Source organism: Actinomycetospora termitidis, assembly GCF_030286555.1.
GTDB lineage: Bacteria > Actinomycetota > Actinomycetes > Mycobacteriales > Pseudonocardiaceae > Actinomycetospora > Actinomycetospora termitidis.
Window position 1 is genome coordinate 403,447 of the sequence record NZ_JASVWF010000002.1, and the last position, 26,292, is coordinate 429,738.

Below are 26,292 nucleotides of genomic sequence, written 5' to 3' on the forward strand. Positions count from 1 at the left end.
CATGACCGAGCTGCGCGAACCGTTGCGCGTGGAGGCGGTGCGGGTCCCGGAGAGCGGGCTCGCGACGGAGGCCCGCGCGGCCGCCGTCGTCTGGCAGCGGGAGATGATCCGGTTCGTCAAGGACCGGGCGCGGATCCTGTCGTCGCTGGCCCAGCCGCTGCTGTTCCTGTTCGTGCTGGGCAGTGGCCTCGGGTCGCTGCTGGGGTCGAGCGGGTCCGGGGTCGCGCTGCCGACGTTCCTGTTCCCCGGCGTGCTGGCGATCTCGGTGCTGTTCACCGCGGCGTTCTCGGGCATCTCGATCGTCTGGGACCGCGAGTTCGGGTTCCTGCGCGAGATGCTGGTGGCGCCGGTGTCGACGACGTCGATCCTGGTCGGGAAGGCGGTCGGCGGGTCGACGGTGGCGACGCTGCAGTGCGTGCTGCTGCTCGCGCTCGCGGGGCTCGTGGGCGTGCCCTACGACCCGCTGATGTTCCTCGAGCTGCTCGTGCTGATCTTCCTCATGGCGTTCATGATCTGCTGCCTCGGGCTGATGCTCGCCGCGCGGTTGAAGCAGGTGCAGACCGCGATGCCGATGGTCCAGCTGATCATCACGCCGCTGATGTTCCTGTCCGGCGCGCTGTTCCCGCTCGGCAACCTGCCGACGTGGCTGACGGTGCTCACGCACGTCAACCCGATGACCTACGCCGTCGAGCCGCTGCGCCACGTCGTGTTCTCGCGGCTCGACGTCTCGGCCGCCGACCTCGCGCGGTACGACCCGGGCATCCGGTGGGGGTCGTTCCTGGTGCCCACGTGGCTGGAGATCCTGCTGACGATCGCCTTCAGCGCCCTGCTGCTCGCGCTCGCCGTGACGCGGTTCCGCCGGACCGAGTAGATGTCGGAGCCCACATGCCGTTTCGACGACCGGTCGGTGCGGTCATCCGCCGCGGTCATCGAGGACGTGGACCGGAGGTGTGCGGTGGTGGACGAGGGCAGGGACCGGCCGCCGGACGAGGCACCGGAGGATCTCGCGAAGGAGATCTCCGACGGCGCCGATCGGGACGGGCGCCGCATCGCGGTGGTGGAGTCGCTGACCGGCGGGCTGGTCTCGAGCGACCTGGCCGCGGCGCCGGGATCGAGCGAGTGGTTCCGCGGCGGTGTCGTCGCCTACGACCGCACCACCAAGCACGGGGTCCTCGGCGTGCCGGACGGCCCCGTCGTCGCCGAGCCCGCGGTCCGCGCGATGGCGGAGAGCGCGGCCGAGATGTTCGGGGCGGACGTCGTCGTGGCCGTGAGCGGCGCCGGCGGGCCCGACCCGCAGGACGACCAGCCTCCCGGCACGGTCTGGTTCGCCGTCAGCGACCACGGGACGACCGACGCCTGGGTCAAGCGGTTCCCGGGGGACCCGCCGGACGTGCTGAAGGCGACCCGCATCGAGGCCCTGCACGCGCTGCGCGAGCACACGGCCGCCGCCCACGCGGACTAGCGCGGACTAAGCCAGCACGGCCTGCCAGTGCGCGCGCAGCGCCCGGCCGGCCGCGGCGGTGTCGATCGAGTCCGGGGCCACGAGGTACTGCAGCGCGAGGCCCCGGAGCTCGGCCACCACGATCGCCGCGACGACCGACGGGTCGACGTCGGGCCGCACCTCCCCGGCGGCCCGCCCGGCCTCGACGTCGGCGGCGATGTCGGCGCGGAAGAGGGCATCGCGTTCGCGGAACACCGGGCCGAGGTCGGCGTCGGCGACGGACTCGGCCCAGAGCACGAGGAACGCCCGGGAGAGCGACCCGATCCGCGCGACGGCGCCGAGGTAGCGCTCGACCAGGACGAGCAGGCGCTCCCGCCCGGGCGCGAACTCGTCGACCCCCGGGACGAACCCGGCCTGGCTCGCCGTCACCAGCGCCTCGACGAGCGCCTGCTTGGACCCGAAGTGGTGCGTGACGATGCCGCGGCTGTAGCCCGCGCGCCGGCCGACCTCGGCGAGCGTCACCGATCGCAGGCCGGACTCCACGACGAGGTCGGCCGCCGCCGTGAGCAGGGCCCGTTCGGTGGCCTCGCGTCGCTCCTGCTGGGTGCGCCGTTCCATCGGAGGAGCATAGCGTGGTAACTTGCGTGTCAGCCGACAAGTAAGTGAGGGACCATGACCGCTGTCTTCGTCCACGGCAACCCCATGACGGCCGCCGTGTGGGAGGGGCTGCTCGCGGAGCTGGGCCGCGAGGACGTCGTGTGCCTGTCGCCGCCCGGGTTCGGCGCACCCCTGCCCGGCGGGTTCGACGTGACGCCGGAGGGCTACCGCGACTGGCTGGTGGGCGAGCTCGAGCGTCTCGACGGGCCGGTCGACCTCGTCGGGCACGACTGGGGCGGGGCCCACGTCGTGCGCGTCGCGATGGACCGCCCGGACCTGCTGCGCAGCTGGGTGAGCGACACGCTCGGCGTGTTCCACCCCGACTACGTCTGGCACGACCTCGCGGTGACCTGGCAGACCCCGGGGGCGGGGGAGCGGCAGCTCGCCGGCCTCGCGGACCGTCCCGCGTGGACGGCGCGGCTGACCGGCCGGGGTATGCCGCTCGCCGTCGCCGAGCGCATCGTCGACGGCTACGACCCGGCCATGGCCCACGCGATCCTCGCGCTCTACCGGGCGGCCGCCCAGCCGGCGATGGCACGCGCCGGGCGGGACCTGGAGCGCGCCGCCGCGCGTCCGGGGCTCGCGGTGGTGGCCACCGGGGACCCCGTCGGCGGGACGATCGCGCAACGCCGCGAGTCCGCGGCGCGGGCGGGCGCCCAGCTCGGGGTGCTGGAGGGTCTGGGCCACTGGTGGCCCGCCCGCTACCCGGTGCGGGCGGCCCAGCTCCTCGGGCGGTTCTGGGCGTCGCTCGACGGCCTCACGACGACAGTGGGAGCCCCAGCAGTGCGTTCTCGATCAGTTCGGGCAGTGCCGGGTGGATCCAGTACTGCGCGGTGGCGACCTCCGGTGCGCTCTGCCCGAACACCATGGCCTGGACGAGCAGCTGGATGAGCGAGGAGGCCTGCGGGCCCATGAGGTGCGCCCCGAGGAGCTCCCCGGACGGTGAGGCGAGCACCTTGGCGAAGCCGGTGGTGTCCTCCATCGCCCAGCCGAAGGCGACGTCGCCGTAGGCCTGGACCTTCGAGACGTAGGGCGTGCCGTCCGCGCGCAGGTCCTGCTCGCGGCGGCCCACCGAGGCGACCTGCGGGTCGGTGAACACCGCGGAGGGGACGAACCGGTGCGACGTCGCCCGGGGCGCGTCGGGGTGCAGCAGGTTGTGCTGCACGACCTTCGACTCGTGGTTCGCGACGTGCTTGAGCTGGTAGGGCGAGCTGACGTCGCCGAGCGCGAAGATCCCCTCGACGGGCGTGCGCTGGTACTCGTCGACCTCGACGCGGCCGTCGTCGGTCAGGGTCAGGCCGGTCTTCCCGACGTCGAGGCGGTCCCCGTTGGGCACGCGCCCGGTCGCGACGAGCAGGGCGTCGCTCTCGATCGTCGAGCCCTCCGGGCAGGTGAGCACGATCGTCCCGTCCGCGCGCTGCTCGGCCGCGGTCGGCTCGGCGTTCAGGTACACGTTCCAGCGGTCCTGCGCGAGCCGCGTGAAGCGCTCGGAGACCAGCTCGTCCTGCTCGCGCAGCAGCGCCGGCCCGCGGGTGACGACGGTGACCTCGGTGCCCAGCGCGGAGAACACGTGCGCGAACTCGCAGGCGATGTAGCCGCCGCCGACGATGGTCAGCCGCCGGGGGAGGTCGGGCAGGCGCATGACGTCGTCGGAGGTGTGGAACGGCACCCCGGAGTCGGCGATGACCGGCGGCACCGTCGGCCGGGACCCGGCGGCGATGACGACCTGGTCCGCGGTCACGGTCTCCCCGGCGCCACCGGCGGTCGGGGTGATCGAGAGCTCCCGGTCGCCGGTGAACGTCGCGTGCCCCTGGTAGACGGTGACGTTGGCGTTCTCCTGGTCGCGGTAGCGCAGGCCGCCGGCGGAGATCGGGTCGATGCGCCCGAAGACGCGGTCGCGGATGTCCGACCAGCGCACCTTGTCGATGCTCGCGTCCACGCCGTAGGTGCTCGCCCGCCGGATCGTCTCGGCGACGTCGGAGGCGTAGACGTACATCTTCGTCGGGATGCAGCCGACGTTCAGGCACGTCCCGCCGAACACGCCGTGCTCGACGATCGCGACGTCCCAGTCGTCGAAGCGGGAGTCCAGGATCGAGTTGCCCGATCCCGAGCCGATGATGACGAGGTCGTGGTGGGGCACGCCCTCAACTGTATTGAGCACGCTCGCTCGTGGCTCGTCCTCCTCGATCTCACCCCGTGTGTTCCTGACGACGACGGTTCGTCACGATCCGCTCGTCGCGGAACGACCACCGATGGACGGTCGTCGACGACCGCTCGTCGCGCTGTGCTCACTCGCCGGTGACGTTTATCGTCCGAAATCGACCGCTCGTCGTCGCTCGGCGGGGCGAACTCCCGCCGCTCGGCTTGTCCGGCCCCGGCGATCTCTGGTCAGGTTCTGCTCCGTCGGACGGTGAGCGGTACGCCGGACGGTCCCCGGGTCGGGGTGGCGGAGCAGCGGTGAGTGAGCGGAGGCGGCGGGATGCGGGGTCATGGGCGGCATCGTGCCGAGGTGGTCAGGCGTCCGCGCGGCCCTGTGGTCCGGCGGGTCGTCCTGCTGGCGTCGACCGCGGTGGCGGTCCTCGCGGTCGTGGCCGTGGGCCTGGTGGGCTTCGGCGGGCGCAGCTCGGCGGTGACGACCGGTGCGGTCGTCGAGGACGGGTCGGTGGTGGCGGTCGGGTCCGGGAGCTCCGGCCCCGACGGCGGCGGCAGTGACGGCGGCAGCGGTGACGGCGGCGGTGACGGGGTGGCGCAGGCGCGCATCGTCGGTGGCGAGAAGACCAGCACGGCCGCCGAGCCTTGGGTGGTCTACCTGACCGACTCCTCGGGCTTCCAGTTCTGCGGCGGAACGCTCGTGGCGCCGACCAAGGTGGTCACGGCGGCGCACTGCACCGCCTCGTCGCCGGAGCGGAAGATGTTCGCCGTCGTCGGGCGGGACGACAAGGACTCGAAGGCCGGCACGTCGGTCCCCATCGCGAAGACGTGGGTGAGCCCGACGTTCAGCGCCGTGGGCAACGGCCTGGACGTCTCCGTGCTGACGCTGGAGAAGCCGGTCGACGGCCCGACCCTGCCGCTCGCGACCGCCGCCGACTCCGCCCTGTACGGCGCCGGGACCGCCGCCCGCATCTACGGCTGGGGGGCGACCTCGGAGAACGGGACCCCCTCGCGGTACCTGCTCGGCGCAACGGTCCCGATCCGCGACGACTCCTACTGCAAGGGCTCCGCCGCCTCCTACGACCCGGAGCTGCTCACCTGCGCCGGCTTCGACTCCGGCGGCGTGGACACCTGCCAGGGCGACTCGGGCGGACCGCTCGTGGCCGGCGGCAAGCTCATCGGGATCACCAGCTACGGCGACGGCTGCGCCCGGGCGGGCAAGCCGGGCTACTACACCCGGGTCGGCGCGAACTCCGCGCTGATCCAGAAGCAGATCGCCTCGTAGGCGGTCAGGCGTCCCTGGTCGGAGGGCAGACCGGACGGGGGGAGATCGAGGGCGGATCGGCGGGCAGGCCGGTCCGCCCCCGGTCGTTTGACGGGCTGTCGTCGCCGTGCCTAGTCTGAACTCACCAGTTCGTACATGGAGGCTCCGGTGACCCTGACGCTGCCCGAAATCCCGTCCCTGGTGGGGGTCGGTCACCTCCTCGGGCTCGTCGGTACCGGCATCGGCCCCTCGCTCACGCCCGCCCTGCACGAGCGGGAGGGCGACGCGCAGGGCATGCGGACCCTCTACCGCCGGCTCGACCTCGACGCGCTCGAACTGGCCGCGGACGACGTCGGGCGGGTCCTCGACGCCGCGCGGCTCACCGGCTTCTCCGGGCTGAACGTCACCCATCCCGCCAAGCAGACCGTCCTGCGCCACCTCGACCGGATCGACCCGGACGCGGCGGCGCTCGGCGCGGTCAACACCGTGGTGTTCGGTCCGCACGGCGCCATCGGTCACAACACCGACCGGTCCGGGTTCGCGCGCTCGTTCCGGCGCGGGCTGCCCGGCGCCGCGGTCGACCGGGTCCTGCTGCTCGGGGCCGGCGGAGCGGGGGCGGCCGTCGCGCACGCGATGACCGACGTCGGGGTGGGCGAGCTGCTGGTCGCCGACGCCGACCGCGCGCGGGCCGAGGCGCTCGCCGCCGCGGTGCGGGAGACCGGCCGGGCGACCACGGCCGTCGTCGCGAAGGCTGACGTGGAGGACGCCCTGGCGACGGTCGACGGGCTCGTTCACGCGACCCCGACCGGGATGGCGGCGCACCCGGGGACGCCGGTCGCGCCGCACGCGCTGCACGAGCGGCTGTGGGTCGCCGACGTCGTGTACCGGCCGCTGGCGACGGCGCTGGTCACGGCCGCGCGGGCCCGCGGCGCGCGGGTGCTCGACGGCGGCGGGATGGCCGTGTTCCAGGCCGTGGACGCCTTCCGGCTCTTCACCGGCGTCGAGCCGGACGCGGACCGGATGCTCGACCACTTCGCCGGGCTCGTCGCCGCGGGGGCCTGACGTGCCCGGTGGGCGACGACGCCACGGCATCGCCACCGCCTGTCTGTCCGGGCTGCTCGAGGACAAGCTCGCCGCGGCGGCCGCCGCCGGGTTCGACGGCGTCGAGCTCTTCGTCCCGGACCTGCTCGGCTCGCCCGAGCCGCCCGGGGACGTCGCGCGCCGGTGCGCCGACCTCGGCCTCGCGATCGACCTCTACCAGCCGATCCGGGACGTCGAGGCCCTCCCGCCGGACGCGTTCGCGGCCGCGCTGCGCCGCGTCGAGCACGCCTTCGACGTCATGGAGCGGCTGGGCACGACGACCGCGCTGATCTGCTCGTCGGTCGACCCGCGCGCGGTCGACGACGACGAGCTCGCGGCCCGGCAGCTGGCCGAGGTCGCCGACCGGGCCGCGGACCGCGGGCTGAGGATCGCCTACGAGGCGCTGGCCTGGGGCCGGCACGTGAACACCTGGGACCACTCCTGGCGGATCGTCGAGCTGGCCGACCACCCCGCGCTCGGCCTGTGCGTCGACTCCTTCCACCTCTACGCGCGCGGCGGTGACCCGTCCGGGCTGCGCGACGTGCCGGGCGAGAAGATCTTCTTCCTGCAGCTCGCCGACGCCCCGCGGCTGGACATGGACGTGCTGCCCTGGAGCCGCCACCACCGTCTCTTCCCGGGCCAGGGCGACTTCGACCTGACCGCGCTGGTGCGCCACCTCGACGTCGCCGGCTACGACGGCCCGTGGTCGCTCGAGGTGTTCAACGACGTGTTCCGGCAGGCCGACCCCGGCCCGGCCGCCGTCGACGCGCGGCGGTCGCTGCTCGGGCTGGGGGAGGCGCTCGCGGGCCTGCCCGCGGTCGACCTGGGCGGGACGGCGTTCGTGGAGCTGGCCGCCGACCCCGACACCTGCCGCGAGGTCACCGACGCGCTCGCCGCGTTCGGCTTCGCGCGCACGGGGGAGCACCGCAGCAAGCCGGTCGGCCTGTGGGAGGCGGGCGGCGCCCGGGTGGTGGTGCGCGAGGAGGCGGCGCCGGGCCCCGCGGCCGTGGCCGCCCTCGCCGTCCGGACCCCGGACCCGGAGGCGCTGGCCCGCCGCGGGACGGAGCTGCTGGCCCCCCGCGTGCCGCTGCCGCACGCGGGCGACGAGGCCGAGCTGCGCGCCGTCGCCGCGCCCGACGGCACCCTGTTGTTCTGCTGCCCGGAGCGCCCCGAGCCGGGCGCCGACGACTTCTGGCCCGGGGACTTCCGTCCCACCGGGATGCGCCCCGCGACGGGGCAGGTGCTGGGCATCGACCACGTCGCGCTCAGCCCGCCGTTCGACCTGACCGCGGAGGCCGAGCTGTTCCTGCGCACCGTCGTCGGCCTCGGGGCGGTCGGTCCGCAGAGCGAGGTCGTCGCCCCGTTCGGGGTGGTGCGGAGCCGACTGTTCGCGTCGCCCGGGCCCGACCCGGTGCGGGTGGTGCTCTCGTCCTCGCTGGTCCGCCGCGGCGGGTGGGCGCCGGGGGTGCCGGCGCCGCAGAGCGTGGCGTTCGCGGTGGACGACGTGCTCGCGGTGTCGCGGGCGGCGCGCGCGGCCGGTCTGGCGCTGCTCGGGGTGGGGCCGAACTACTACGAGGACCTGGCGGCCCGCGGGGTCGAGGACGTCGACGGGCTCGCCGAGCACCGGGTGCTCGTGGACGTCGACCCCTCCGGCGGGCAGTACCGCCACGTCGTCACGCCCGTGCTGGGTGGGCGCGTGTTCCTGGAGGCGGTGCAGCGGGTCGGCGGCCACGCGGGGCACGGGGCCGCGGACGCGCCGGTGCGGATGGCCGCCCAGCGCCGGGCGCGCATCGAGGTGTCGGGCCGCTAGGTCGGTGACCGGCGTGTGTGGTGCACAGGATTCCTGTCGGTGCTTCGTCGAGCGAGGGGGCCCCTCGCTCGGTGGAGCCGCCCGTGGGCGCCCTTCGCCAGGAGCGCCCTCCCGGCGGCCGTTCGCGAGAGGTACGTGAGGCACCTCGGCGGGCCCACCGGCGTGCGTGGTGTGCCTCTCGCGACGGCGGGCCCGCGCCGTGATGTGCGAGCGGCGCCGCGCTGATGTCATGTGCGGGGGATGTGCCGGCGCTGACACGACGACGGCCCCACGGGCACCCGTCGTCGGGAGCCCGTGGGGCCGCAGGGCCGTGCGATCAGACGGCCGCCGGAGTGGCCGCGGGGGTGCCGTGGTCGGCGACGCGGTCGAGGTCGGCGGTCGGGACGTGGGCGGTCTCGGTGGCCGTGAGGGCCGCGACCGCCGCGAGCAGGCAGAGCCCGGCGCCCAGGACCGCGACCGGCACCCACCCGCCGGCACCCTTCCCGACCAGGGCCTCGGCGATCGTCGGGACGAACCCGCCGACCGCGAACCCGATCTGCGTGCCCACCGCCATACCGGTCAGCCGGACGCGCGCCGGGAACATCTCGCCGTAGAACGCGGGCCACACCCCGTTCGCGGCGCTGTAGACCACGCCGGAGAGCAGGATGCCGAACACGAAGACCAGCGCGTAGCTCGCCGTCGAGATCGACCAGAGGTAGCAGGCGAGCAGGACGGCGCTGGCCACGCAGCCGAACACGAACACCGGCTTGCGGCCCGTGCGGTCGGCGTAGCGGGCGAACAACGGGATCGCCGCCAGGGCGACGACGTTCGCGGCCACCGAGACCCACAGCATCGTCGCGCGGTCGAGTCCCTGGGTGCTGGTGGCGTAGGACAACGCCCACACGCTGACCAGCGTGCTGACCGACGAGACCAGCGCGGCGAGCACGACCCGCAGGACCGCGGCCCAGTGGTCGCGGAGCAGGGCGACGATCGGCAGGCCCTCGGTGCGGCCCCGCGAGCGCTCCTGCTCGAAGACCGGGGTCTCGGACAGCGTGCGGCGGATGACGATGCCCGCGGCGACGACCACGACCGACAGCCAGAACGGCACGCGCCAGCCCCAGCTGAGCAGGGCGTCCTCGGGGAGGGCCGCGATCGGCAGGAAGACCAGCGTCGCGATGATCATGCCCGCCTGGGTGCCGCCGAGAGTGAAGCTGGAGAAGAAGGCGCGGCGGTCGTCCGGGGCGTGCTCGAGGGTCATCGAGTTGGCGCCCGCCTGCTCGCCGCCGGCCGAGAAGCCCTGCAGCAGTCGGCACGTCACGAGCAGCGCCGGGCCGACGGCGCCGGCGGTCGCGTAGTCGGGCAGGCACCCGATCGCGAAGGTCGACGCGCCCATGAGGATCAGCGTGAAGATCAGGACCCGCCGACGGCCGACCCGGTCGCCGACGTGCCCCAGCACCACCGCACCGAGCGGGCGGGCGACGTAGCCGACGCCGAAGGTCGCCAGCGCGAGGAGCGTCCCGGCGGTCGGGCTCGACGACGGGAAGAACACCTTGCTGAACACGAGCGCGGCCGCCGTGCCGTAGATGAAGAAGTCGTAGTACTCGAGGGCGCTGCCGATCCAGGCGGCGAGTGCCGCCCGGGCGGGCTGCGCGCCGGCGGGCGCGGCGGGGGCGGAGGACATCGTCGGGCTCCTGGGGTGCGCTTATGTACCGTCTGGTTACGTACCAGATAGTGAGTTGTCGCGAGCGCAGCTGTCAAGGAGGAGCGTGCTCCCGATCACGACGACCGGTGTGGTCAGGCTCTCCCGACGTGCGCGGTCAGGAACTCGACGACCAGGTCGGCGAGCATCCGGCGGTAGTGGTCGCGCCGGTCCGGGTCGAGCATGTCGCGGTCGAAGATGGCCGCGATGGTGTGCCGGTTCGCCGTCCGGAAGATGCAGAACGAGCTGATCAGCAGGTGGATGTCGAGGGCGTCCACGTCGTCGCGGAAGAGGCCGGCGTCCCGACCCCGCGCGAGGATCCGCTCCAGCACGTCCAGCGCCGGCCCGGACAGGCCCGAACGGATCGGCGACGCCCGCAGGTGCTCCGCGTGGTGGATGTTCTCGATGCTCACGAGGCGGATGAAGTCGGGGTGGGCCTCGTGGTGGTCGAAGGTCAGGTCGCAGAGCCGGCGCAGGGCGGCGGTGGGCGGCAGGCCGTCGACCGCGAGGTGCGACTCCAGGGCGCGGATGCCCAGGTAGGCCCGCTCCAGGACCGCCAGGTAGAGGCCGTCCTTGCTGCCGAAGTAGTAGTAGAGCATCCGCTTGGTGGTACGGGTCCGGGCCGCGATCTCGTCGACCCGGGCACCCGCGAGCCCGCGGGTCGAGAACTCCTCGGTGGCGACGTCGAGGATCTCCGCCCGCGTGCGCTCGGCGTCGCGCTGCCGCGGCTGGGGGTCAGCGCTCACGGTCGTCTCCGTCCCGCCCGCCTCGCCACGGACTCACCGGGCAGTACATCATGTCGGCCGTGAACCGCGTCGCCGTGCACCACTCCGTCCTCGACCCCAGCGACCCGGTCGCGTGCGTCCTGGCCGCCCGGGCGGGCGGGCTCGACGCGGTGGGGCTGCACGTCGCGGCCGAGCCGGGCGCGGAACGGGCGTGGGAGCACGGGGCGGGCGCGCCGCTGCTGGCCGCGCTGGTCGACGCCCTGCTGGTGACGCGTATCGGCGCCCTGGACGTCGGGCGCGTCGACCTCGGCGTCCCGGCCGGGACCGGCGCGGACGATCCCCGCCGTCGCTCCCTCGACCTCGCCGCCCGACTCGGCGCGCAGTTCGTGACGGCCCGCGCGGCGACCGACGGCGATCCGGTCGACACCGCGGACGCTCTCGCGAGCCTCGCGGTGCAGGCCGAGCCGTTCCGGGTGCGCCCGGTCCTGGTGCCGACCCCGGGGACGGCCGTCGCCGACCCGCACGCGGCGCTCGCGGCCGTGCGGGGCACGCGGGCGGGCGTCGTCCTGGACGTCGTCCCCTCCGCGGCGGACCCGGAGGCGGTCGCCGAGCTGATCGTCGAGGCCGGCGACGCCCTCGGCTACGTCCGCGTCCCGGCCGACGAGCTCGGGGCCGACATGGGCGACGCGACCTCCCTGCTCGCGACGCTCCCGCCGTGGGTGCCGGTCGTGGTCGGCGCTCCCCGCGTGCCGCCGACGCCCCGCGATCCCGCCGACCCGATCACCCCGGCCCGCGCCGGTGCGTTCCTCGCCGCCTGCCGCGTCGGCGTCGACCGGCTGCTGATCCACCCGCGGGCCCTCGCCGCCGAGCGGGGGCAGTGAGGCCGCACAGGGAACGCTCACGTGACCACACCCGTCGTCGCGAAGTAAGGTGAGCCTCACCTATCGAGGAAGGGTGAGGTGCATGGCGAAGGGCGGACCGGGACACCGGCTCGAGGTGCTGCGCAGCGAGCAGTTGACCCCGCACCTGCGGCGGGTCGTGCTCGGTGGTCCGGGCCTGGCGGGGATCGAGGACAACGGCTTCACCGACCGCTACGTGAAGCTCGCGTTCCGGCGGCCCGGGGTGAGCTACGACGAGCCGCTCGACGTCGGCGCGGTGCGTGCGGAGCGCCCCCGGGACGAATGGCCGATCTCGCGCACCTACACCGTCCGCTCGCTCGACCACGCGGCCGGCGAGATGGTGATCGACTTCGTGGTGCACGGCGACACGGGCGTGGCGGGCCCGTGGGCGCTCGCGGCGCAGCCCGGCGACGAGCTGATCCTGCTCGGCCCGGGTGGGGCCTACGCGCCGGCCGTCGACGTGGACGCGCACGTCCTGATCGGCGACGAGGCCGCGCTGCCGGCGATCGCCGCGGCGGCGGAGCGGGTCGCGCCCGGCGTGCCGGTGCTGGCGTTCGTCGAGGTCGACGGGTCGGCCGACGAGCTGCCCCTGACGTGCGCGGGCGACCTGACGCTGCGCTGGGTGCACCGGGAGGCGGGCGAGTCGCTGGTCGACGTCGTGCGGGAGTCGGCCTGGCCGGCCGGGCGCGTGCAGGCGTTCGTGCACGGCGAGACGGCGTCGATGAAGGCCCTGCGCGGGCACCTGCGCGACGAGCGCGGGCTGCCGAAGGAGCTGCTCTCGATCTCCGGCTACTGGCGGCGCGGGATGGACGAGGAGTCGTTCCAGGCCGACAAGCGCGCCGGGAACGGGGTGGCGGCCTGATCGGAGGCGCACATCTCAGCGCTCACTGAGATGTCGTCCCCGACGCCGGGTTAGGGTCGCGTCCCGTGGCGTTCCCCTTCTCGGCCGTCGTCGGCCACCCGGACCTGCGGCTCGCGCTCCTGCTCTCCGCGGTCGACCCCGGGATCGGCGGCGTGCTGGTGCGCGGGGAGAAGGGCACCGCGAAGTCGACGATCGTCCGCGCGCTCGCGGCGCTGCTGCCCGCGGTGGCCGTCCGCGCCGGCGACCGGTTCGGCGTCGACGTCGAGGCGGGGGAGGAGAGCCCGGACGGACCGTTCCCCTCCGGCACCCCGGTCGAACGGCGTCCGGCCCGCCTCGTCGAGCTCCCGGTCGGCGCCTCCGAGGACCGGCTGATCGGCTCGCTGGACCTGCAGGAGGTCCTCGCCCACGGCCGCGGTTCGGTGCAACCCGGGCTGCTCGCGCTCGCGCACCGCGGGGTGCTGTACGTCGACGAGGTCAACCTGCTCCACGACCACCTCGTCGACCTCCTCCTCGACGCCGCCGCCTCCGGGCGCTCGCACGTCGAGCGCGACGGGGTGTCGTTCACGCACCCGGCGCGGTTCCTGCTGGTCGGGACGATGAACCCGGAGGAGGGCGAGCTCCGGCCGCAGCTGCTCGACCGCTTCGGGCTGACGGTGCGCGTCGAGGCCTCGCGGGCGGTCGCGGAGCGGACCGAGGTGGTGCGCCGCCGGCTCGCGCACGACGCGGACCCGGCCGGGTTCTCCGCACGGTTCGCCCCCGACGAGGACGCCCTGCGCACCCAGCTCGGTGCGGCCCGCTCGCGGCTGGGGTCGGTGTCCCTGACCGATCGTGAACTCGTGCGCATCTCCGCGGTCTGCGCGTTCGTGGACGTCGACGGGATGCGCGCGGACGTCGTGGTGGCCCGCACGGCGGTCGCCCACGCGGCGTGGCGCGCGGCGGAGGCGGTCGAGGTCGACGACGTCCGGGCCGCCGCCCGCCTCGCCTTGCCGCACCGCCGTCGTCGCGACCCCTTCGACGAGCCGCACCTCTCCGAGGACGAGCTCGAGAAGGCGATGCAGGCCGCCGAGCAGGCGGTGCAGGACTTCGACGACGATCAGGGTCCCGAGGACGATCCGGGCGGGCCGGGCTCCGACGGTCCCGACGACGGGTCCGGTCCGGACGACGGCGCGGACGCTCCTGCTCCCGAGGACGGCGGCGGCTCCGAGGGCTCCGACCCACAGGGTGGTGGCGGAACCATGTCCGACGGACAGGGTTCGACCGAGGCGCCGTCCTCACCCAGTCAGCCACCGCCGCCGTCGGGAACGGGGAGCGGCCCCGACGATGCGGGTTCTCTGCCACCGGATGACAGCAACGACGCTTCGCTGTCACCGCCGGTCGGTGCCCCGCAGCAGGTCCGGCTGAAGCAGCGGCGGTTCGAGGTGCGCGGGGTCGGCGAGGGCGTGCCGGGGCGGCGGTCACGGGCGCGGGGTCGGCGGGGTCGCACCGTCCGGGCGGTCGCCGAGGCGCCCGAGTCCGGGCCCGCGCCGCACGTCCCGGCGACGGTGCTGGCGAGCGTGCGCAGCGGCCGCCGCGGCCGGCCGGGCCCCGACGACCTCCGCCACGCCCACCGCGAGGGGCGCGAGGGGAACCTCGTGCTGTTCTGCGTGGACGCGTCCGGGTCGATGGCCGCGCGGAAGCGGATGACCGCGGTGACCGGGGCGGTCGACGCGCTGCTGCGGGACGCCTACCAGCGGCGGGACAAGGTCGGGGTGGTGACGTTCAACGGGACCGGCGCATCGGTCGCCCTGCCCCCGACCTCCAGCGTGCACACCGCCCACGCCCGTCTCGCCGACCTGCGGACCGGCGGGCGCACCCCGCTCGCGGACGGTCTGCGGACCGCCCGCCGCGTGCTGCGCGCCGAGCGCGTGCGCGACCCCCGGCGTCGCGGTCTGCTCGTCGTGCTCACCGACGGTCGGGCGACCGTGGGCGGCCCGAAGCCCCTCGACGCCGCGCTGGAGGCCGCCCGCGGTCTCGCCCGCGAGGCCGGGCCCGGGCGCGGCGGCGCGGCGATGAGCACCGTCGTCGTGGACTGCGAGTCCGGGCACGTGCGGCTGGGTCTCGCGGGCCGGATCGCGGGGGCCGCCGCCGGGTCGATCGTGACCCTCGACGACCTGACCGGCGAGAGTGTCGCGGCGGTGGCCCGGACCGCCGTCGGCGTCTGATCGACATCCAGGAGGAGGAACCGTGCCGCAGGGCGTCCCCACCACCGTTCCCGACGACGGCCTGACCACCCGCCAGCGTCGTCGTCGCCCGCTGCTGGTCGTGCACACCGGGGTCAACAAGGGCAAGTCGACGGCGGCGTTCGGGCTGGCACTGCGACAGTGGACCGCGGGCAACTCGGTCGCGGTGTTCCAGTTCGTGAAGTCGGCGAAGTGGCGCGTCGGCGAGGAGACCGCGCTGAAGGCCCTCGGCGAGCTGCACGCCTCGACCGGCCAGGGCGGGCCGGTGGAGTGGCACAAGATGGGCGAGGGCTGGTCGTGGAGCCGCAAGCCGGGCTCCGACGAGGACCACGCCGAGGCCGCGCGCGAGGGCTGGGCGGAGATCCGGCGCCGGCTCGAGGGCGCCGCGCACGACTTCTACGTCCTCGACGAGTTCACCTACCCGCTGAAGTGGGGGTGGATCGACGTCGACGAGGTGGTCTCCGTGCTCACCGACCGGCCGGGCTTCCAGCACGTCGTCATCACCGGGCGGGACGCCCCGCCCGCCCTGGTGGAGGCGGCGGACCTCGTCACCGAGATGACGAAGATCAAGCACCCGATGGACGCCGGGCAGAAGGGTCAGAAGGGCATCGAGTGGTGACCTCGTGAGCGCCGTGCTGCCGCCCCGGGTGGTGATCGCGGCGCCGTCGTCGGGAAGCGGGAAGACCACGATCACGACGGGCCTGCTGGGCGCGCTGGCGGCGCGGGGCACGGTCCCGGCGCCGTTCAAGATCGGGCCGGACTACGTCGACCCCGGCTACCACGCGCTCGCCTCGGGCCGCCCCGGACGCAACCTCGACCCCGTCCTCTGCGGCGTCGAGCGACTCGCACCGCTCGTGGCGCACGGGGCCGCCGGAGCCGCGGTGGCCGTCGTCGAGGGCGTGATGGGCCTGTTCGACGGGCGGCTGGGATCGGCTCCCGACGATGGATCGACCGCGCACGTCGCGCGGGTGCTCCGGGCGCCGGTGGTCCTCGTGGTCGACGCGCGCGGCCAGCACCGGTCCGTCGCGGCTCTGCTGCACGGGTTCCGCACGTTCGACCCCGCCGTGGCGCCGGCCGGGGTGATCCTCAACCGGGTCGGCACCGAGCGGCACGCGGACGCGCTGCGGGCGGCCTGCGCGGAGGTCGGGGTGCCGGTGCTCGGCGTGGTGCCGCGCCGGGCGGAGCTCGCCGTCCCGTCCCGCCATCTCGGACTGATCACCGCCGCCGAGCACGGGGCCGCCGCGCGCGACGCCGTCGACGCCATGACCGCTCTCGTCGCCGCGCACGTCGACCTCGACGGGGTCGAACGTCTGGCGCGCTCGGCGCCGGCGACCCCCATGGACCCCTGGGACCCGGTGCAGGAGGTCGGCCCGACCGACCGGCGCGCGCCCCGCGTGGTCGCCGTCGCCGGTGGACCGGCGTTCACGTTCGGCTACCCGGAGCACGCGGAGCTGCTGCGGGCCGCGGGAGGCGACGTCGTCGTCGTCGACCCGCTGCGCGACGAGGCGCTGCCCGAGCGCACGGCCGCGCTCGTCCTGCCGGGCGGCTTCCCGGAGGAGCACCTCGAGGATCTCTCGGCCAACGTGGCCCTGCGTTCCGCGGTGCGTTCCTTCACGACGGCCGGTGGTGCGGTCCACGCCGAGTGCGGCGGCCTGCTCTACCTCGGCCGGTCGCTCGACGGGTCGCCGATGTGCGGGGTGCTCGACGCCGACGCCGCGATGGGCCCGCGCCTGACGCTGGGCTACCGGACGGCGACGGCTCTCGCGGACTCGCCGGTCGCCGCCCGTGGGGACGTCGTCACGGGGCACGAGTTCCACCGCACGGTGACCACCCCGCGGGCCGGCGCCGACCCGGCGTGGCAGTGGGACGACGTGACCGAGGGGTTCGTCCAGGGGAACGTGCACGCCTCCTACCTGCACACCCATCCCGCCGGGCGACCGGAGGCGGTCCGGCGGTTCGTCGCCGGTCTGGTCGGCCCGCCGTGATCGTGCTGGGCGTGGGCGTCGAGCCCGGAACGCCCGTGGAGTACCTGCTGGAGGCCGTCGGCGGGCTGGAGTACGACGCCGTCGCGACGATCGACCGGCGCCTCGGCGAGCCGTCGGTCGCCGCGGTCGCCGAGGGCCGGAAGCTCCTGGCGTACGGCACCGCCGACCTCGACGCCGTGGACGTGCCGAACCCGTCCGCGGTGGTCCGCCGTCTCACCGGCACGGGGTCGGTCGCGGAGGCCGCCGCGATCCTGGCGGCACGGGAGCTCGGGGGAGCGGGAGAGCTCGTCGTCGAGAAGCAGCGGGGCCGGATGGTGACGGTGGCGCTGGCGCGCTGATCCGTCTCGCCGGCCGCGCTCGGGTGTGCGTGGCGCACACGGTCGGGGCAGGTCGCGTCGGTCCGCGGGTGGTGTGCGCGGCGCACACGGTCAGCGGCGGTCGCGCCGAGCTGGATCGGCGTTGCGTGCCGCAACGGCGGTCCGAGAGCCCGCGGCGAGGGCAAGATCCTCAACGTGGGAGCGGACCGATCGGTCCCCGCCCCACCTCGCTCGGCAGAACGAGATCTTGCCCCGTGACCGGCCTGACCGTGTGCGCGGCGCAACGCACGGCGGATGCCCCGACCGGCCACTGCGCCCGGCGGATCCCGGACGTGTCGTCTCCCCAGCGCGTGCCCGAGACGCCAGGATGTGCCCATGACCGAGAAGGACGGGGCGGCCACGCCCGACCTCACCGCGCCGTCCCCCGCCGACGGCCCGACCGTCGAGCACTCGACGGTCACCCGTCGGGAGAGCGTGCCGCCGGCCGAGCGCGAGACCGAGCGCATGCCGGGCGGCACCGCGGGCGCTCCCACGCGCACGCACGCGACGCCGAGGACGGGGCCCGGCCGGACCCGCATCGGCGGTGCGTGGATCGGGCTGATCCTGGGCGCGGTGGTCCTGGTCTTCCTGCTGATCTTCATCCTGCAGAACCTGGACCCGGCCCGCGTGCAGTTCCTGGGCATGCAGGCGGAGCTGCCGCTCGGCATCTGGATGCTGTTCTCGGCGATCGCGGGCGTGCTGCTCCTCGCGATCCCGGGACTCGGGCGGATGATCCAGTGGCGGCGCGCCTCGCGGCACCCGCGCCGGTAGACCCGCGGGGCAGGATGGGGGCGTGACTCCCACCCTCGCCCTCGCCGGGGAGCCGTTGCCGCTGGTCGGGCACGCCCGCGCCTACGTCTGCGGCATCACCCCGTACGACACCACGCACCTCGGCCACGCCTCGACCTTCGTGTGGGCGGACGTCGCGACCCGCGTCCTGCGCCGCACCGGGGTGTCGGTCGAGGTGTGCCGCAACGTGACCGACGTCGACGACGTCCTCGACGCCGCCGCCGAGCGCGCGGGGAGCCGCTTCGACAGCTTCGCGGCGGTCGGGCAGTTCCGCTTCGACCGCGACATGGCCGCGCTCGGCGTCCGCCCGCCGGCTCACGAGCCGCGGGCCCACAACCACGTCGACGACACCGTCCGTCTCGCCGCCGGGCTGCTCGCCCGCGGCGTCGCCTACGAGCGGGACGGCGAGGTCCTGCTGCGTGCCTCCGCGGTCGGCATCACGGACGTCCCCGACGATGCCTCGTCCCAGGTCCCGCCGTCGGCCCGCGCCGACGACCCGGCCGACCCGACCATCTGGCGGCCCGCCCAGCCCGGGGAGGCGGCGTGGCCGAGCCCGTGGGGCGACGGCCGCCCGGGCTGGCACGCCGAGTGCGCGGCGATGGCGCTCTCGGTGCTCGGCCCGTCGGTGGACCTGCACGTCGGCGGGGCCGATCTGCGCCACCCGCACCACACCGGGATGGCCGCGATGGCGGAGGCGATGACCGGGGTGCGGCCCTTCGCCCGGGCCCGGCTGCACGTCGGGACGGTGCGGGTCGACGGGGCCAAGATGGCGAAGTCGGCCGGGAACCTCGTGCTGGTGTCGGACCTCCTGGAGTCCTGGCCGGCGGCCGCGGTGCGGCTCCTCGTGCTCGACCGGCCGTGGGCGCAGGCCTGGGACGTCAGCCCCGACGACGTGGCCGCGGCCGCCGACCGCCTCGAGCGGCTCTTCTCCGCGGCGGGCCGGCACGTCGATGGCGAGGCGGCCGCCGACGCGGTGCTCGCGGCACTGCTGGACGACCTCGACGTGCCCGCCGCGCTCGCTCTGGCCGAGTCCGAGGGGGGCGAGGCAGCCCGGCTGGCGCTCTCGGTGCTCGGCCTGACCTGATCTTCGAGGTGATACGCCTGTGACACGCGGGGCCGATGTGCCGCGAAAAGTGCCGCCGCTGCCTACGGTGTGACGTCGGGTGTGGCGCTGCGTCGCGCCCGGGGCAGCGGAGGAGGGCGTGATGCGCTGGGGCGGTCCCGACGAGGTGACGCTGAAGCCGATGGAGCCGCCCGCACCGCGGGAGTCGCCGGAGAACCTTCCCGACGACGAGCCGCGCGGCGGCGAGGCCCCGGAGCGGCGCCGCCCCGGGTCGGGGGCCCGGTCGTTCCTGCGGCCGCGCCGACGGGGCGGGGAGGATCGGCGCCCGTCCCCCTCGCAGGACGAGCCGGAGCCCGCGCGCTCGGAACCCGCGGAGCAGGAGCCTGCGAACGCCGTGCCGGTCGCCGACCCCGCGCCGACCGCCGACGACGAGCCCGGGCCCAGCGCCGCCTCCGCGCCCACGGAGGCACCTCGGGAGGACGTCACACCGGAGCCGCCCGTCCCTCCGACCCGCGAACGCTCGCCCGACCGTGGGTCCCGCCCACCCGCCGGGCCCCCGCGGCGATCCGTCTTCGGCCGCGGGCGCACCGCCCCGCCGACGGCGCCGCCCGACGCGCCCTCCCGCCCCGCCGCCCGTGCGGGCTCGCCCGCGATGGCCCCGCGCACCCCGCCTTGGCGGACGTCGGGTGCCGCCGCCGAGGGCGAGACGGACACCGGCTCCCCGAGCGAAGCGGCCACCCTGCCCGCCGCCAAGCTCCCGACCGCCTCCGAGACCGCGGCCGCCGAGAAGGTCGCCGCGACCGAGAAGGCGGCGGCCGAGAAGGCGGCGGCGGAGAAGGCGGCGGCGGAGAAGGCGGCGGCGGAGAAGGCGGCGGCGGAGAAGGCGGCGGCGGAGAAGGCGGCGGCTGACAAGGCGGCCGCTGACAAGGCGGCCGCGGACAAGGCGGCCGCTGACAAGGCGGCCGCTGACAAGGCGGCCGCTGACAAGGCGGCCGCGGACAAGGCGGCCGCGGACAAGGCGGCCGCGGACAAGGCTGCCGCGGACAAGGCTGCTGCGGAGAAGGCCGCTCGCGACAAGGCGGCGGCTGAGAAGGCGGCGGCTGAGAAGGCCGCTGCCGAGAGGGCGGCTCGCGAGAAGGCCGCAGCCGAGAAGGCCGCAGCCGAGAAAGCCGCAGCCGAGAAGGCCGCAGCCGAGCAGGCCGGACCGTCGGAGCGTGAGACGGTGCGGACCCCATCGCCCGTCCCGGCGACCGCATCGGTCGACGACCGCGCCACCGGACTGCTCCGCAAGGTCGACGCGGACGACGACGGCGACGGGTCCACGCGTGGTGGTCGGAGCAAGGGCGCCGCGGCCTTTGGTGCGGCGGCAGCCGGGGCCGGGGCGGTGGTGGGCGCGATCGCGGGCCGCTACCGGCGTCGCACCGACGACGACACCGAGGACACGCCGGCCTCCGGCCCCGAGGCGCGCGCCGCGACCACTGACCGCCCGCGCACGGAGCCGTCCACCCCGGACCAGCCCGGCCGGACCGCGTCCGATGGAAGCGGTTCTGCGGGGGTTGCCGGCGCGACGGCGCCCGCGCCGGCCCGCAAGGGCAAGACCGAGTCCGCCGGAAGCGGTTCTGCGGGGGCCGGTGGAGCGACGGCGCCCGCGCCCGCCCGCAGGGAGAAGACCGAGTCCGCCGGAAGCGGTTCTGCGAGGGCGGCCACGGCGCCCGCCCCCGCCCGCGAGGGCAAGACCGAGTCCGCCGGAAGCGGTTCTGCGACCGCTGCGGCAGCCGCCGCCACGGCTGCCGCCCCCTCCGACACGATCTCCGAGGCGCCGACCACGCCGTCCAGCCCGGCCGTCGAGCCCGAGTCGGCGGCCGAGCGCACCGAGATCACGCCGTCGGACCGCACGGACGTGATGTCCCCGGTCGAGGAGCCGCCGCCGGCGGGACCGCGGCCGGGCGTCGTCCGGGACCGCCGCCGCCGTCGGCGCGTGCTGTTCGCATTCGTGCTCGCGGCGCTGGTGCTCGCGGCGTTCCTCGGGCTGGTCGCCCTGATCACCGACCACGCCTCCGGCTCCGGAGAGCCGGCCGCGGCTCCGGCGCCGAACACGGCGATCCCGGCCCCCGCGAACAGCCCGGCCCCACCGCCGGGCCCGCCGCAGCTCCCGCGGGGTGGCACGACCTTCTTCCCCCAGCACCGCATCGTCGCCTACTACGGCACCGCCGGGACCGACTCGCTCGGCATCCTCGGCGAGGGCTCGCCCCAGGACGCGGCGACGAAGCTCGAGGCCGCGGCGGCACCGTTCGCGTCGCCGGGGAAGTCGGTGCTGCCCGCGATGGAGCTCATCGTCGGCATCGCGAACAGCACGCCCGGCCCGGACGGGACGTACCACAGCAACATCGACGAGGGCGAGGCCCGCCAGTACCTCGCCGCGGCGCGCGCGAAGCAGCAGGTCATGATCATCGACATCCAGCCGGGGCGGGCCGACTTCATGACGGCCGTCCGTCCCTGGGAGGCCCTCCTCCGCGAGCCGGACGTCAGCCTCGCGCTGGACCCGGAGTGGCGGATGGGCGCCGGACAGGTTCCCGGGGAGCAGATCGGGACCGTGAGCGCCGATGAGGTCAACCAGGTCTCGAGCTGGCTCGCGAACATCGTGCAGACGGCGAACCTGCCGCAGAAGCTCTTCGTCCTGCACCAGTTCACGCCGAACATGATCACGAACCCGGAGCGGCTGCAGACCCCGCCGCAGCTCGCCGTCGTGCAGCACATCGACGGCTTCGGCGCCCCGCCGAACAAGATCGGCAAGTACCAGCAGCTCCAGCGCCCGCAGCAGCTGCACCTCGGCTTCAAGCTGTTCATCGACGAGGACACCCCGACGCTGACTCCGGAGCAGGCCCTCACGCTGCAGCCCGCGCCGGACCTGATCACCTACCAGTAGTCAGCGCAGCCCGACGACGACGGTCGTCGACGACCGGTTCGCGACGGCGACGGCACCCGGGCCGGCCACCACCATCGGGCCCTCGGGGAGGCGCTCGGGCCGACCGAGCGGGACCCCGTCCGCGGGCGCGAGCTCACCGAGCGGGATCGGTGCCCCGCCGTCGACGGTCGCGGAGTCTCCGAGCTCGTCGGAGCACACCTGCACGACGGCTGCGGGCAGGACGAGCAGGCTCGGCCCCTCGCACGGCGCAGGCGGTGGAGGGACGGCCGTGCCGGTCGTGAGGTCCAGCCCGGCGACCGACGGCACGATCCGGGACAGCAGCTCGACCTGCGGCAGCCCCTCGCCGAGCAGCGGGCTGCCCGCCGTCCGCGGCACCCGGACCCGCACCGTGCCGGTCCGCGGGTCGACCAGCAGCCGCGGTCGCGGTCCGGTCGCGACGACGAGCGAACCGTCGGTCGTGGACCCGAGCCCGGACCCCCCGGACGCCTCCGACGGGCCGGCGTCGACGGCCCACCGGTCCTGCCCCGTGCTCTCGTCGAGGCCCCGGAGCACCGTGCGGCCCGCGCACCACTCGGCGACCGGCACTGATTCGAGGGCGTGCTGCGGGGCGAGCGTCCGCTGCTCGCAGCCGGGGGTGGTCCGGCGGGTCCAGCGGTCGTCGCCGCTCGCCAGGTCCCTCGCCCGATGCTCGACGACGGTGCCCTCGGCGTGGGCGAGCACGACGACGTCGTCGGTCAGCAGCAGCGTCGGCTCGACGTCGACCTCGTCGTCCCACCGCACCGCACCGGTGGAACCGTCGAGCACGGTCACCGACCACGACTCGGCGTCGTCGTGCACGAGCACCACCGACCCGCCGTCGGGCGAGACCTCCAGGGCCGTGAGTGCGGCGCCGGGGCGGGCGTACCGCCAGCGCTCGCGTCCCGTCGACCCGTCCAGCGCCGTGACGCCGTCGTCACCGGCGACCACGACGCCGGCCCCCGCCGCGGCGAGCGCGTGGACCGGGCCGGGCGCCGCCCAACGCCACGCGACCCCGGTCGGTCGAGCCGGGACGGGGGCGGAGGCGACGGGCGGGGCCGTCGTCGTGACCACGGCCGGACCGGAGCACCCGGCGAGCACCGCGACGACGACCACCAGGAGCACGCGCCACACGACGTGCAGTCTGGCCCGCTCGGGCGACCTCCGGACGAATCCGGGATGCGGGCCGTCGTTAGGCTCTCGACATGGCACGAGGCGTCACCCGCATGTCCGAGTTGTTCCTGCGCACGCTGCGCGAGGACCCGGCCGACGCCGAGGTGACCAGCCACAAGCTGCTCGTGCGGGCCGGGTACGTCCGGCGGATCGCGCCGGGCATCTACTCGTGGCTGCCGCTGGGGATGCGCGTGCTGCGCAACGTCGAGCGCATCGTCCGCGAGGAGATGGATGCCATCGGCGCCCAGGAGGTGCACTTCCCGGCGCTGCTGCCCCGCGAGCCCTACGAGGCGACCGGCCGCTGGACGGAGTACGGGGACACGCTCTTCCGGCTCAAGGACCGCAAGCAGGCGGACTACCTGCTCGGGCCGACGCACGAGGAGCTCTTCACGCTGATGGTGAAGGGGGAGACGTCGTCGTACCGGGACTTCCCGGTGACGCTCTACCAGATCCAGACGAAGTACCGGGACGAGGAGCGGCCGCGCGCGGGCATCCTGCGTGGGCGCGAGTTCGTCATGAAGGACTCGTACTCGTTCGACCTGACCGACGAGGGCCTGGCGGAGTCCTACGCCGCGCACCGGGTCGCCTACCAGAAGCTGTTCGACCGGCTCGGCCTGGAGATCCAGATCGTCTCGGCGATGTCCGGGGCGATGGGCGGGTCGGCGTCCGAGGAGTTCCTCGCGCCGTGCGAGGCGGGCGAGGACACTTACGTGCGGTGCCTGGAGTCGGGCTACGCGGCCAACGTCGAGGCGGTCACCACGCCCGCCCCGCCGGAGCAGTCGGTCGACGACCAGCCCGAGGCGGTCGTCCACGACACCCCGGACACCCCGACGATCGACTCGCTGGTCGCCGTCGCCCGCGAGGTCGCCCCGGAGCGGGACTACACCGCGGCGGACACGCTGAAGAACGTCATGGTCAAGACGCGGCTGCCGGGCGCCGACGAGTGGCAGCTGCTGGGCGTCGGGGTCCCCGGCGACCGCGAGGTCGACATGAAGCGGCTCGAGGCGGCGGTCTCGCCCGCGGAGGTCGCCCTGCTCGAGGACGCCGACTTCGCCCGCAACCCGTTCCTGACCAAGGGCTACATCGGGCCGGTCGGGCTGGCCAAGAACGGTGTGCGCTACCTGGTCGACCCGCGGATCGTCACGGGGACGGCGTGGGTCACGGGCGCCGACGAGCCCGGGCGGCACGTCTTCGACCTCGTCGCCGGCCGCGACTTCACCCCGGACGGCACGATCGAGGCCGCCGAGGTCCGGGCGGGTGACCCGTCGCCCGACGGCGCCGGTCCGCTGGTCGCCGCGCGCGGCATCGAGATGGGCCACATCTTCCAACTCGGCCGCAAGTACGCCCAGGCACTGGGGCTCACCGCCCTGGGCTCCGACGGGAAGCCGGCGACGATCACGATGGGCTCCTACGGCGTGGGCGTGTCCCGCGCCGTCGCGGCGATCACCGAGCAGCACGCGGACGCCAAGGGCCTGGTGTGGCCGCGCGAGGTGGCGCCGTACGACGCCCACATCGTCATCGCCGGCAAGGACGACGCCCAGCGCGCGGCCGCCGAGACGATCGCCGCCGGACTCGCCGAGGCCGGGCTCGAGGTGCTCCTCGACGACCGCAAGGCCTCGCCGGGCGTGAAGTTCGCCGACGCCGAGCTGCTCGGGATGCCGACCTCGATCACGGTCGGCCGCGGCCTGGCGAACGGCGTCGTCGAGGTGACGGACCGTCGTTCCGGCGAGCGGCGCGAGGTACCGGTCGACGAGGTCGTCTCGGCGCTCACCGGCGGGGTCTGAGCATCTACCGGTGCCAGCAATGCGTCACTGCAGTCGTCTGGTGACAGGGAACCCGGCACCGTCATGACGGCTGGCCGGGGCCAGCGGGCAAGATCCGAACTCGTGGGGCGTGTCGTCCCAGATCTTGGGCGTGTCGCCACAGAATTCGAGATCTCGCTCGCCGGCCCACCCGGATGACCCCGTCTGGGACTGTGCGGGGTTGGGTTACTCCGCCGGGTCAGGCCGTCTGTCGCCGCTCCAGCGCGACGCTGACGCCGAACACCGCCAGGCCGAGCAACGGCAGGGCCGCGCCGACCAGGGCCGGGGCGTCGTAGCCCAGGCCCGCGGCGAGGACCGCCCCGCCAAGGGCCGCACCGATCGCGTTGGCGACGTTGAACGCGGAGTGGAAGCTCGCGGCGGCCAGCGACGGGCCCTCCGCGGCGAAGTCCATCAGCCGGCCCATCAGCGCAGGTCCGGCCGACAGCCCGACGAACCCGAGCAGGAACAGCCCGACGGCGGCCGTCGCCGCCTGGTAGGAGGCGAACACGAAACCGATCAGCACCAGCGTGTAGACGCCGAGCGCGACCGCGATCGTCGCCCGCGGGGCCCGCTCGGCGAGCCGGCCGCCGACCACGTTGCCGACGGTCATGCCGATGCCGAGGGCGCCCAGCAGGAGGGCGATGGTCGTGGGGTCGATGCCGGCGTTCGCCGTCAGGATCGGGTTGATGTAGCTGTACACCGCGAACAGGCCGCCGAAGCCGGCGGCGATCGCGCCGAGGGTCAGCCAGACCTGTGGGCGGGTGTAGGCGGTCAGCTCGCCGCGGATGCTGCCGCCCTGCGCCTGCGGGGGGTCCGGCACGAGGAACACGACGGCGGCGACCGTGATCAGCGCGATCACGGTGACCGCGACGTAGGCCGAGCGCCAGCCGAACGTCTCGCCCAGCCACGTGGCGGCGGGGACGCCGATGATGTTCGCGATCGTCAGCCCGAGCATCACCGTCGCGAGGGCCCGGGCGCGCTTCGCCGGCTCGACGAGCGCGGCGCCCAGCACGGCCGCCGTCCCGAAGTAGGCGCCGTGGGGCAGGCCGGAGAGGAAGCGCAGGGCCACGAACGGCAGGAACGACGACGCGACCGCGGACAGGGCGTTGAACACGACCAGCGTGACCGCGAGGGCGACGATCAGCTTCTTGCGGGACCACCGGGCGCCGGCGATCGCGATCAGCGGGGCGCCGACCACCACGCCGAGGGCGTAGGCGCTGATGGCCGCCCCCGCCGTCGGGACGGAGACGCCGAGGTCGGCCGCGAAGCCGGGGAGCACGCCCATGGAGGCGAACTCGGTGGTGCCGATCGCGAGGCCGCCCAGCGAGAGCGCGGCCAGGCTGACGGCGGCGGGGATGCGCGTGCGACGGGTGTCGGTGGTCGCAGGCTCGAGCACC

21 protein-coding genes and 1 pseudogene are annotated in these 26,292 nt (G+C 75.0%); 16 read left to right on the top strand and 6 right to left on the bottom strand.

What is annotated here, in order from left to right:
* Position 1: 1 nt before the first annotated feature.
* Together QRT03_RS09830 and QRT03_RS09835 are read left to right on the top strand one after the other, a co-directional pair.
* The gene (locus QRT03_RS09830; protein WP_286052514.1) at positions 2 to 871 is read left to right on the top strand and encodes an ABC transporter permease; all 870 of its coding nucleotides are present in this window, start codon (positions 2 to 4) and stop codon (positions 869 to 871) included.
* 87 nt (positions 872 to 958) lie between these two features.
* Positions 959 to 1,462, top strand: a complete 504-nt coding sequence (locus tag QRT03_RS09835; protein WP_286052516.1) for a CinA family protein — start codon at positions 959 to 961, stop codon at positions 1,460 to 1,462.
* Between the two features lie 6 nt (positions 1,463 to 1,468).
* On the opposite strand, the gene QRT03_RS09840 is transcribed toward QRT03_RS09835, so the two are convergent.
* Complete coding sequence (locus QRT03_RS09840) at positions 1,469 to 2,059, bottom strand: TetR/AcrR family transcriptional regulator (protein WP_286052517.1); 591 nt, start codon at positions 2,057 to 2,059, stop codon at positions 1,469 to 1,471.
* A gap of 54 nt (positions 2,060 to 2,113) precedes the next feature.
* Here QRT03_RS09840 and QRT03_RS09845 point away from each other — a divergent pair.
* Positions 2,114 to 2,800: pseudogene (locus QRT03_RS09845) on the top strand (alpha/beta fold hydrolase); the annotation flags it as partial.
* Positions 2,801 to 2,855: 55 nt separating this feature from the next.
* On the opposite strand, the gene QRT03_RS09850 reads toward QRT03_RS09845, so the two are convergent.
* Entirely contained in the window at positions 2,856 to 4,238 is a 1,383-nt protein-coding gene (locus QRT03_RS09850; protein ID WP_286052518.1) for a mycothione reductase, read from the bottom strand.
* Between the two features lie 369 nt (positions 4,239 to 4,607).
* Between QRT03_RS09850 and QRT03_RS09855 the strand changes: the two genes are divergently transcribed.
* From QRT03_RS09855 to QRT03_RS09865, 3 genes are all read left to right on the top strand, one after another.
* On the top strand, positions 4,608 to 5,534 hold the full coding sequence (locus QRT03_RS09855) for a S1 family peptidase (RefSeq protein ID WP_286052519.1): 927 nt from the start codon (positions 4,608 to 4,610) through the stop codon (positions 5,532 to 5,534).
* A 135-nt stretch (positions 5,535 to 5,669) separates the two neighbouring features.
* A complete protein-coding gene (locus QRT03_RS09860) occupies positions 5,670 to 6,575 on the top strand; it encodes a shikimate dehydrogenase (protein ID WP_425604813.1) in 906 nt (301 codons plus the stop codon).
* A 1-nt stretch (position 6,576) separates the two neighbouring features.
* Positions 6,577 to 8,403: a sugar phosphate isomerase/epimerase and 4-hydroxyphenylpyruvate domain-containing protein gene (locus QRT03_RS09865; RefSeq protein WP_286052522.1), complete on the top strand. Its 1,827-nt coding sequence runs from the start codon at positions 6,577 to 6,579 to the stop codon at positions 8,401 to 8,403.
* Positions 8,404 to 8,719: 316 nt separating this feature from the next.
* Here QRT03_RS09865 and QRT03_RS09870 read toward each other — a convergent pair whose 3' ends face one another.
* Together QRT03_RS09870 and QRT03_RS09875 are read right to left on the bottom strand one after the other, a co-directional pair.
* On the bottom strand, positions 8,720 to 10,063 hold the full coding sequence (locus tag QRT03_RS09870) for an MFS transporter (protein WP_286052524.1): 1,344 nt from the start codon (positions 10,061 to 10,063) through the stop codon (positions 8,720 to 8,722).
* A 113-nt stretch (positions 10,064 to 10,176) separates the two neighbouring features.
* The gene (locus QRT03_RS09875; RefSeq protein ID WP_286052526.1) at positions 10,177 to 10,827 is read right to left on the bottom strand and encodes a TetR/AcrR family transcriptional regulator; all 651 of its coding nucleotides are present in this window, start codon (positions 10,825 to 10,827) and stop codon (positions 10,177 to 10,179) included.
* Between the two features lie 59 nt (positions 10,828 to 10,886).
* On the opposite strand from QRT03_RS09875, the gene QRT03_RS09880 reads away from it, so the two are divergent.
* From QRT03_RS09880 to QRT03_RS09920, 9 genes are all read left to right on the top strand, one after another.
* Positions 10,887 to 11,687: a hypothetical protein gene (locus QRT03_RS09880; protein ID WP_286052527.1), complete on the top strand. Its 801-nt coding sequence runs from the start codon at positions 10,887 to 10,889 to the stop codon at positions 11,685 to 11,687.
* Between the two features lie 82 nt (positions 11,688 to 11,769).
* Complete coding sequence (locus QRT03_RS09885) at positions 11,770 to 12,567, top strand: siderophore-interacting protein (RefSeq protein ID WP_286052528.1); 798 nt, start codon at positions 11,770 to 11,772, stop codon at positions 12,565 to 12,567.
* 65 nt (positions 12,568 to 12,632) lie between these two features.
* The gene (locus QRT03_RS09890) at positions 12,633 to 14,768 is read left to right on the top strand and encodes a VWA domain-containing protein (protein WP_286052529.1); all 2,136 of its coding nucleotides are present in this window, start codon (positions 12,633 to 12,635) and stop codon (positions 14,766 to 14,768) included.
* A gap of 22 nt (positions 14,769 to 14,790) precedes the next feature.
* Entirely contained in the window at positions 14,791 to 15,405 is a 615-nt protein-coding gene (cobO, locus tag QRT03_RS09895; RefSeq protein WP_286052530.1) for a cob(I)yrinic acid a,c-diamide adenosyltransferase, read from the top strand.
* 4 nt (positions 15,406 to 15,409) lie between these two features.
* Positions 15,410 to 16,771 (top strand): cobyrinic acid a,c-diamide synthase CobB, encoded by a 1,362-nt coding sequence (locus QRT03_RS09900; RefSeq protein WP_286052531.1) that lies wholly within the window; start codon positions 15,410 to 15,412, stop codon positions 16,769 to 16,771.
* An 11-nt stretch (positions 16,772 to 16,782) separates the two neighbouring features.
* A complete protein-coding gene (locus QRT03_RS09905; RefSeq protein WP_286052532.1) occupies positions 16,783 to 17,109 on the top strand; it encodes a cobalamin biosynthesis protein in 327 nt (108 codons plus the stop codon).
* Positions 17,110 to 17,463: 354 nt separating this feature from the next.
* Positions 17,464 to 17,898 (top strand): LapA family protein, encoded by a 435-nt coding sequence (locus tag QRT03_RS09910; RefSeq protein WP_286052533.1) that lies wholly within the window; start codon positions 17,464 to 17,466, stop codon positions 17,896 to 17,898.
* 22 nt (positions 17,899 to 17,920) lie between these two features.
* Complete coding sequence (locus QRT03_RS09915) at positions 17,921 to 19,000, top strand: class I tRNA ligase family protein (RefSeq protein ID WP_286052535.1); 1,080 nt, start codon at positions 17,921 to 17,923, stop codon at positions 18,998 to 19,000.
* 121 nt (positions 19,001 to 19,121) lie between these two features.
* Complete coding sequence (locus tag QRT03_RS09920; RefSeq protein ID WP_286052536.1) at positions 19,122 to 21,905, top strand: histone H1-like repetitive region-containing protein; 2,784 nt, start codon at positions 19,122 to 19,124, stop codon at positions 21,903 to 21,905.
* Here the strand turns inward: QRT03_RS09920 and QRT03_RS09925 are convergent, their stop codons facing one another.
* Positions 21,906 to 23,054: an outer membrane protein assembly factor BamB family protein gene (locus tag QRT03_RS09925; protein WP_286052537.1), complete on the bottom strand. Its 1,149-nt coding sequence runs from the start codon at positions 23,052 to 23,054 to the stop codon at positions 21,906 to 21,908.
* A 71-nt stretch (positions 23,055 to 23,125) separates the two neighbouring features.
* Here QRT03_RS09925 and QRT03_RS09930 point away from each other — a divergent pair, with 71 nt between their 5' ends.
* A complete protein-coding gene (locus tag QRT03_RS09930; RefSeq protein WP_286052539.1) occupies positions 23,126 to 24,877 on the top strand; it encodes a proline--tRNA ligase in 1,752 nt (583 codons plus the stop codon).
* A gap of 217 nt (positions 24,878 to 25,094) precedes the next feature.
* Here QRT03_RS09930 and QRT03_RS09935 read toward each other — a convergent pair whose 3' ends face one another.
* Entirely contained in the window at positions 25,095 to 26,291 is a 1,197-nt protein-coding gene (locus QRT03_RS09935; protein WP_286053343.1) for an MFS transporter, read from the bottom strand.
* Position 26,292 lies beyond the last annotated feature (1 nt).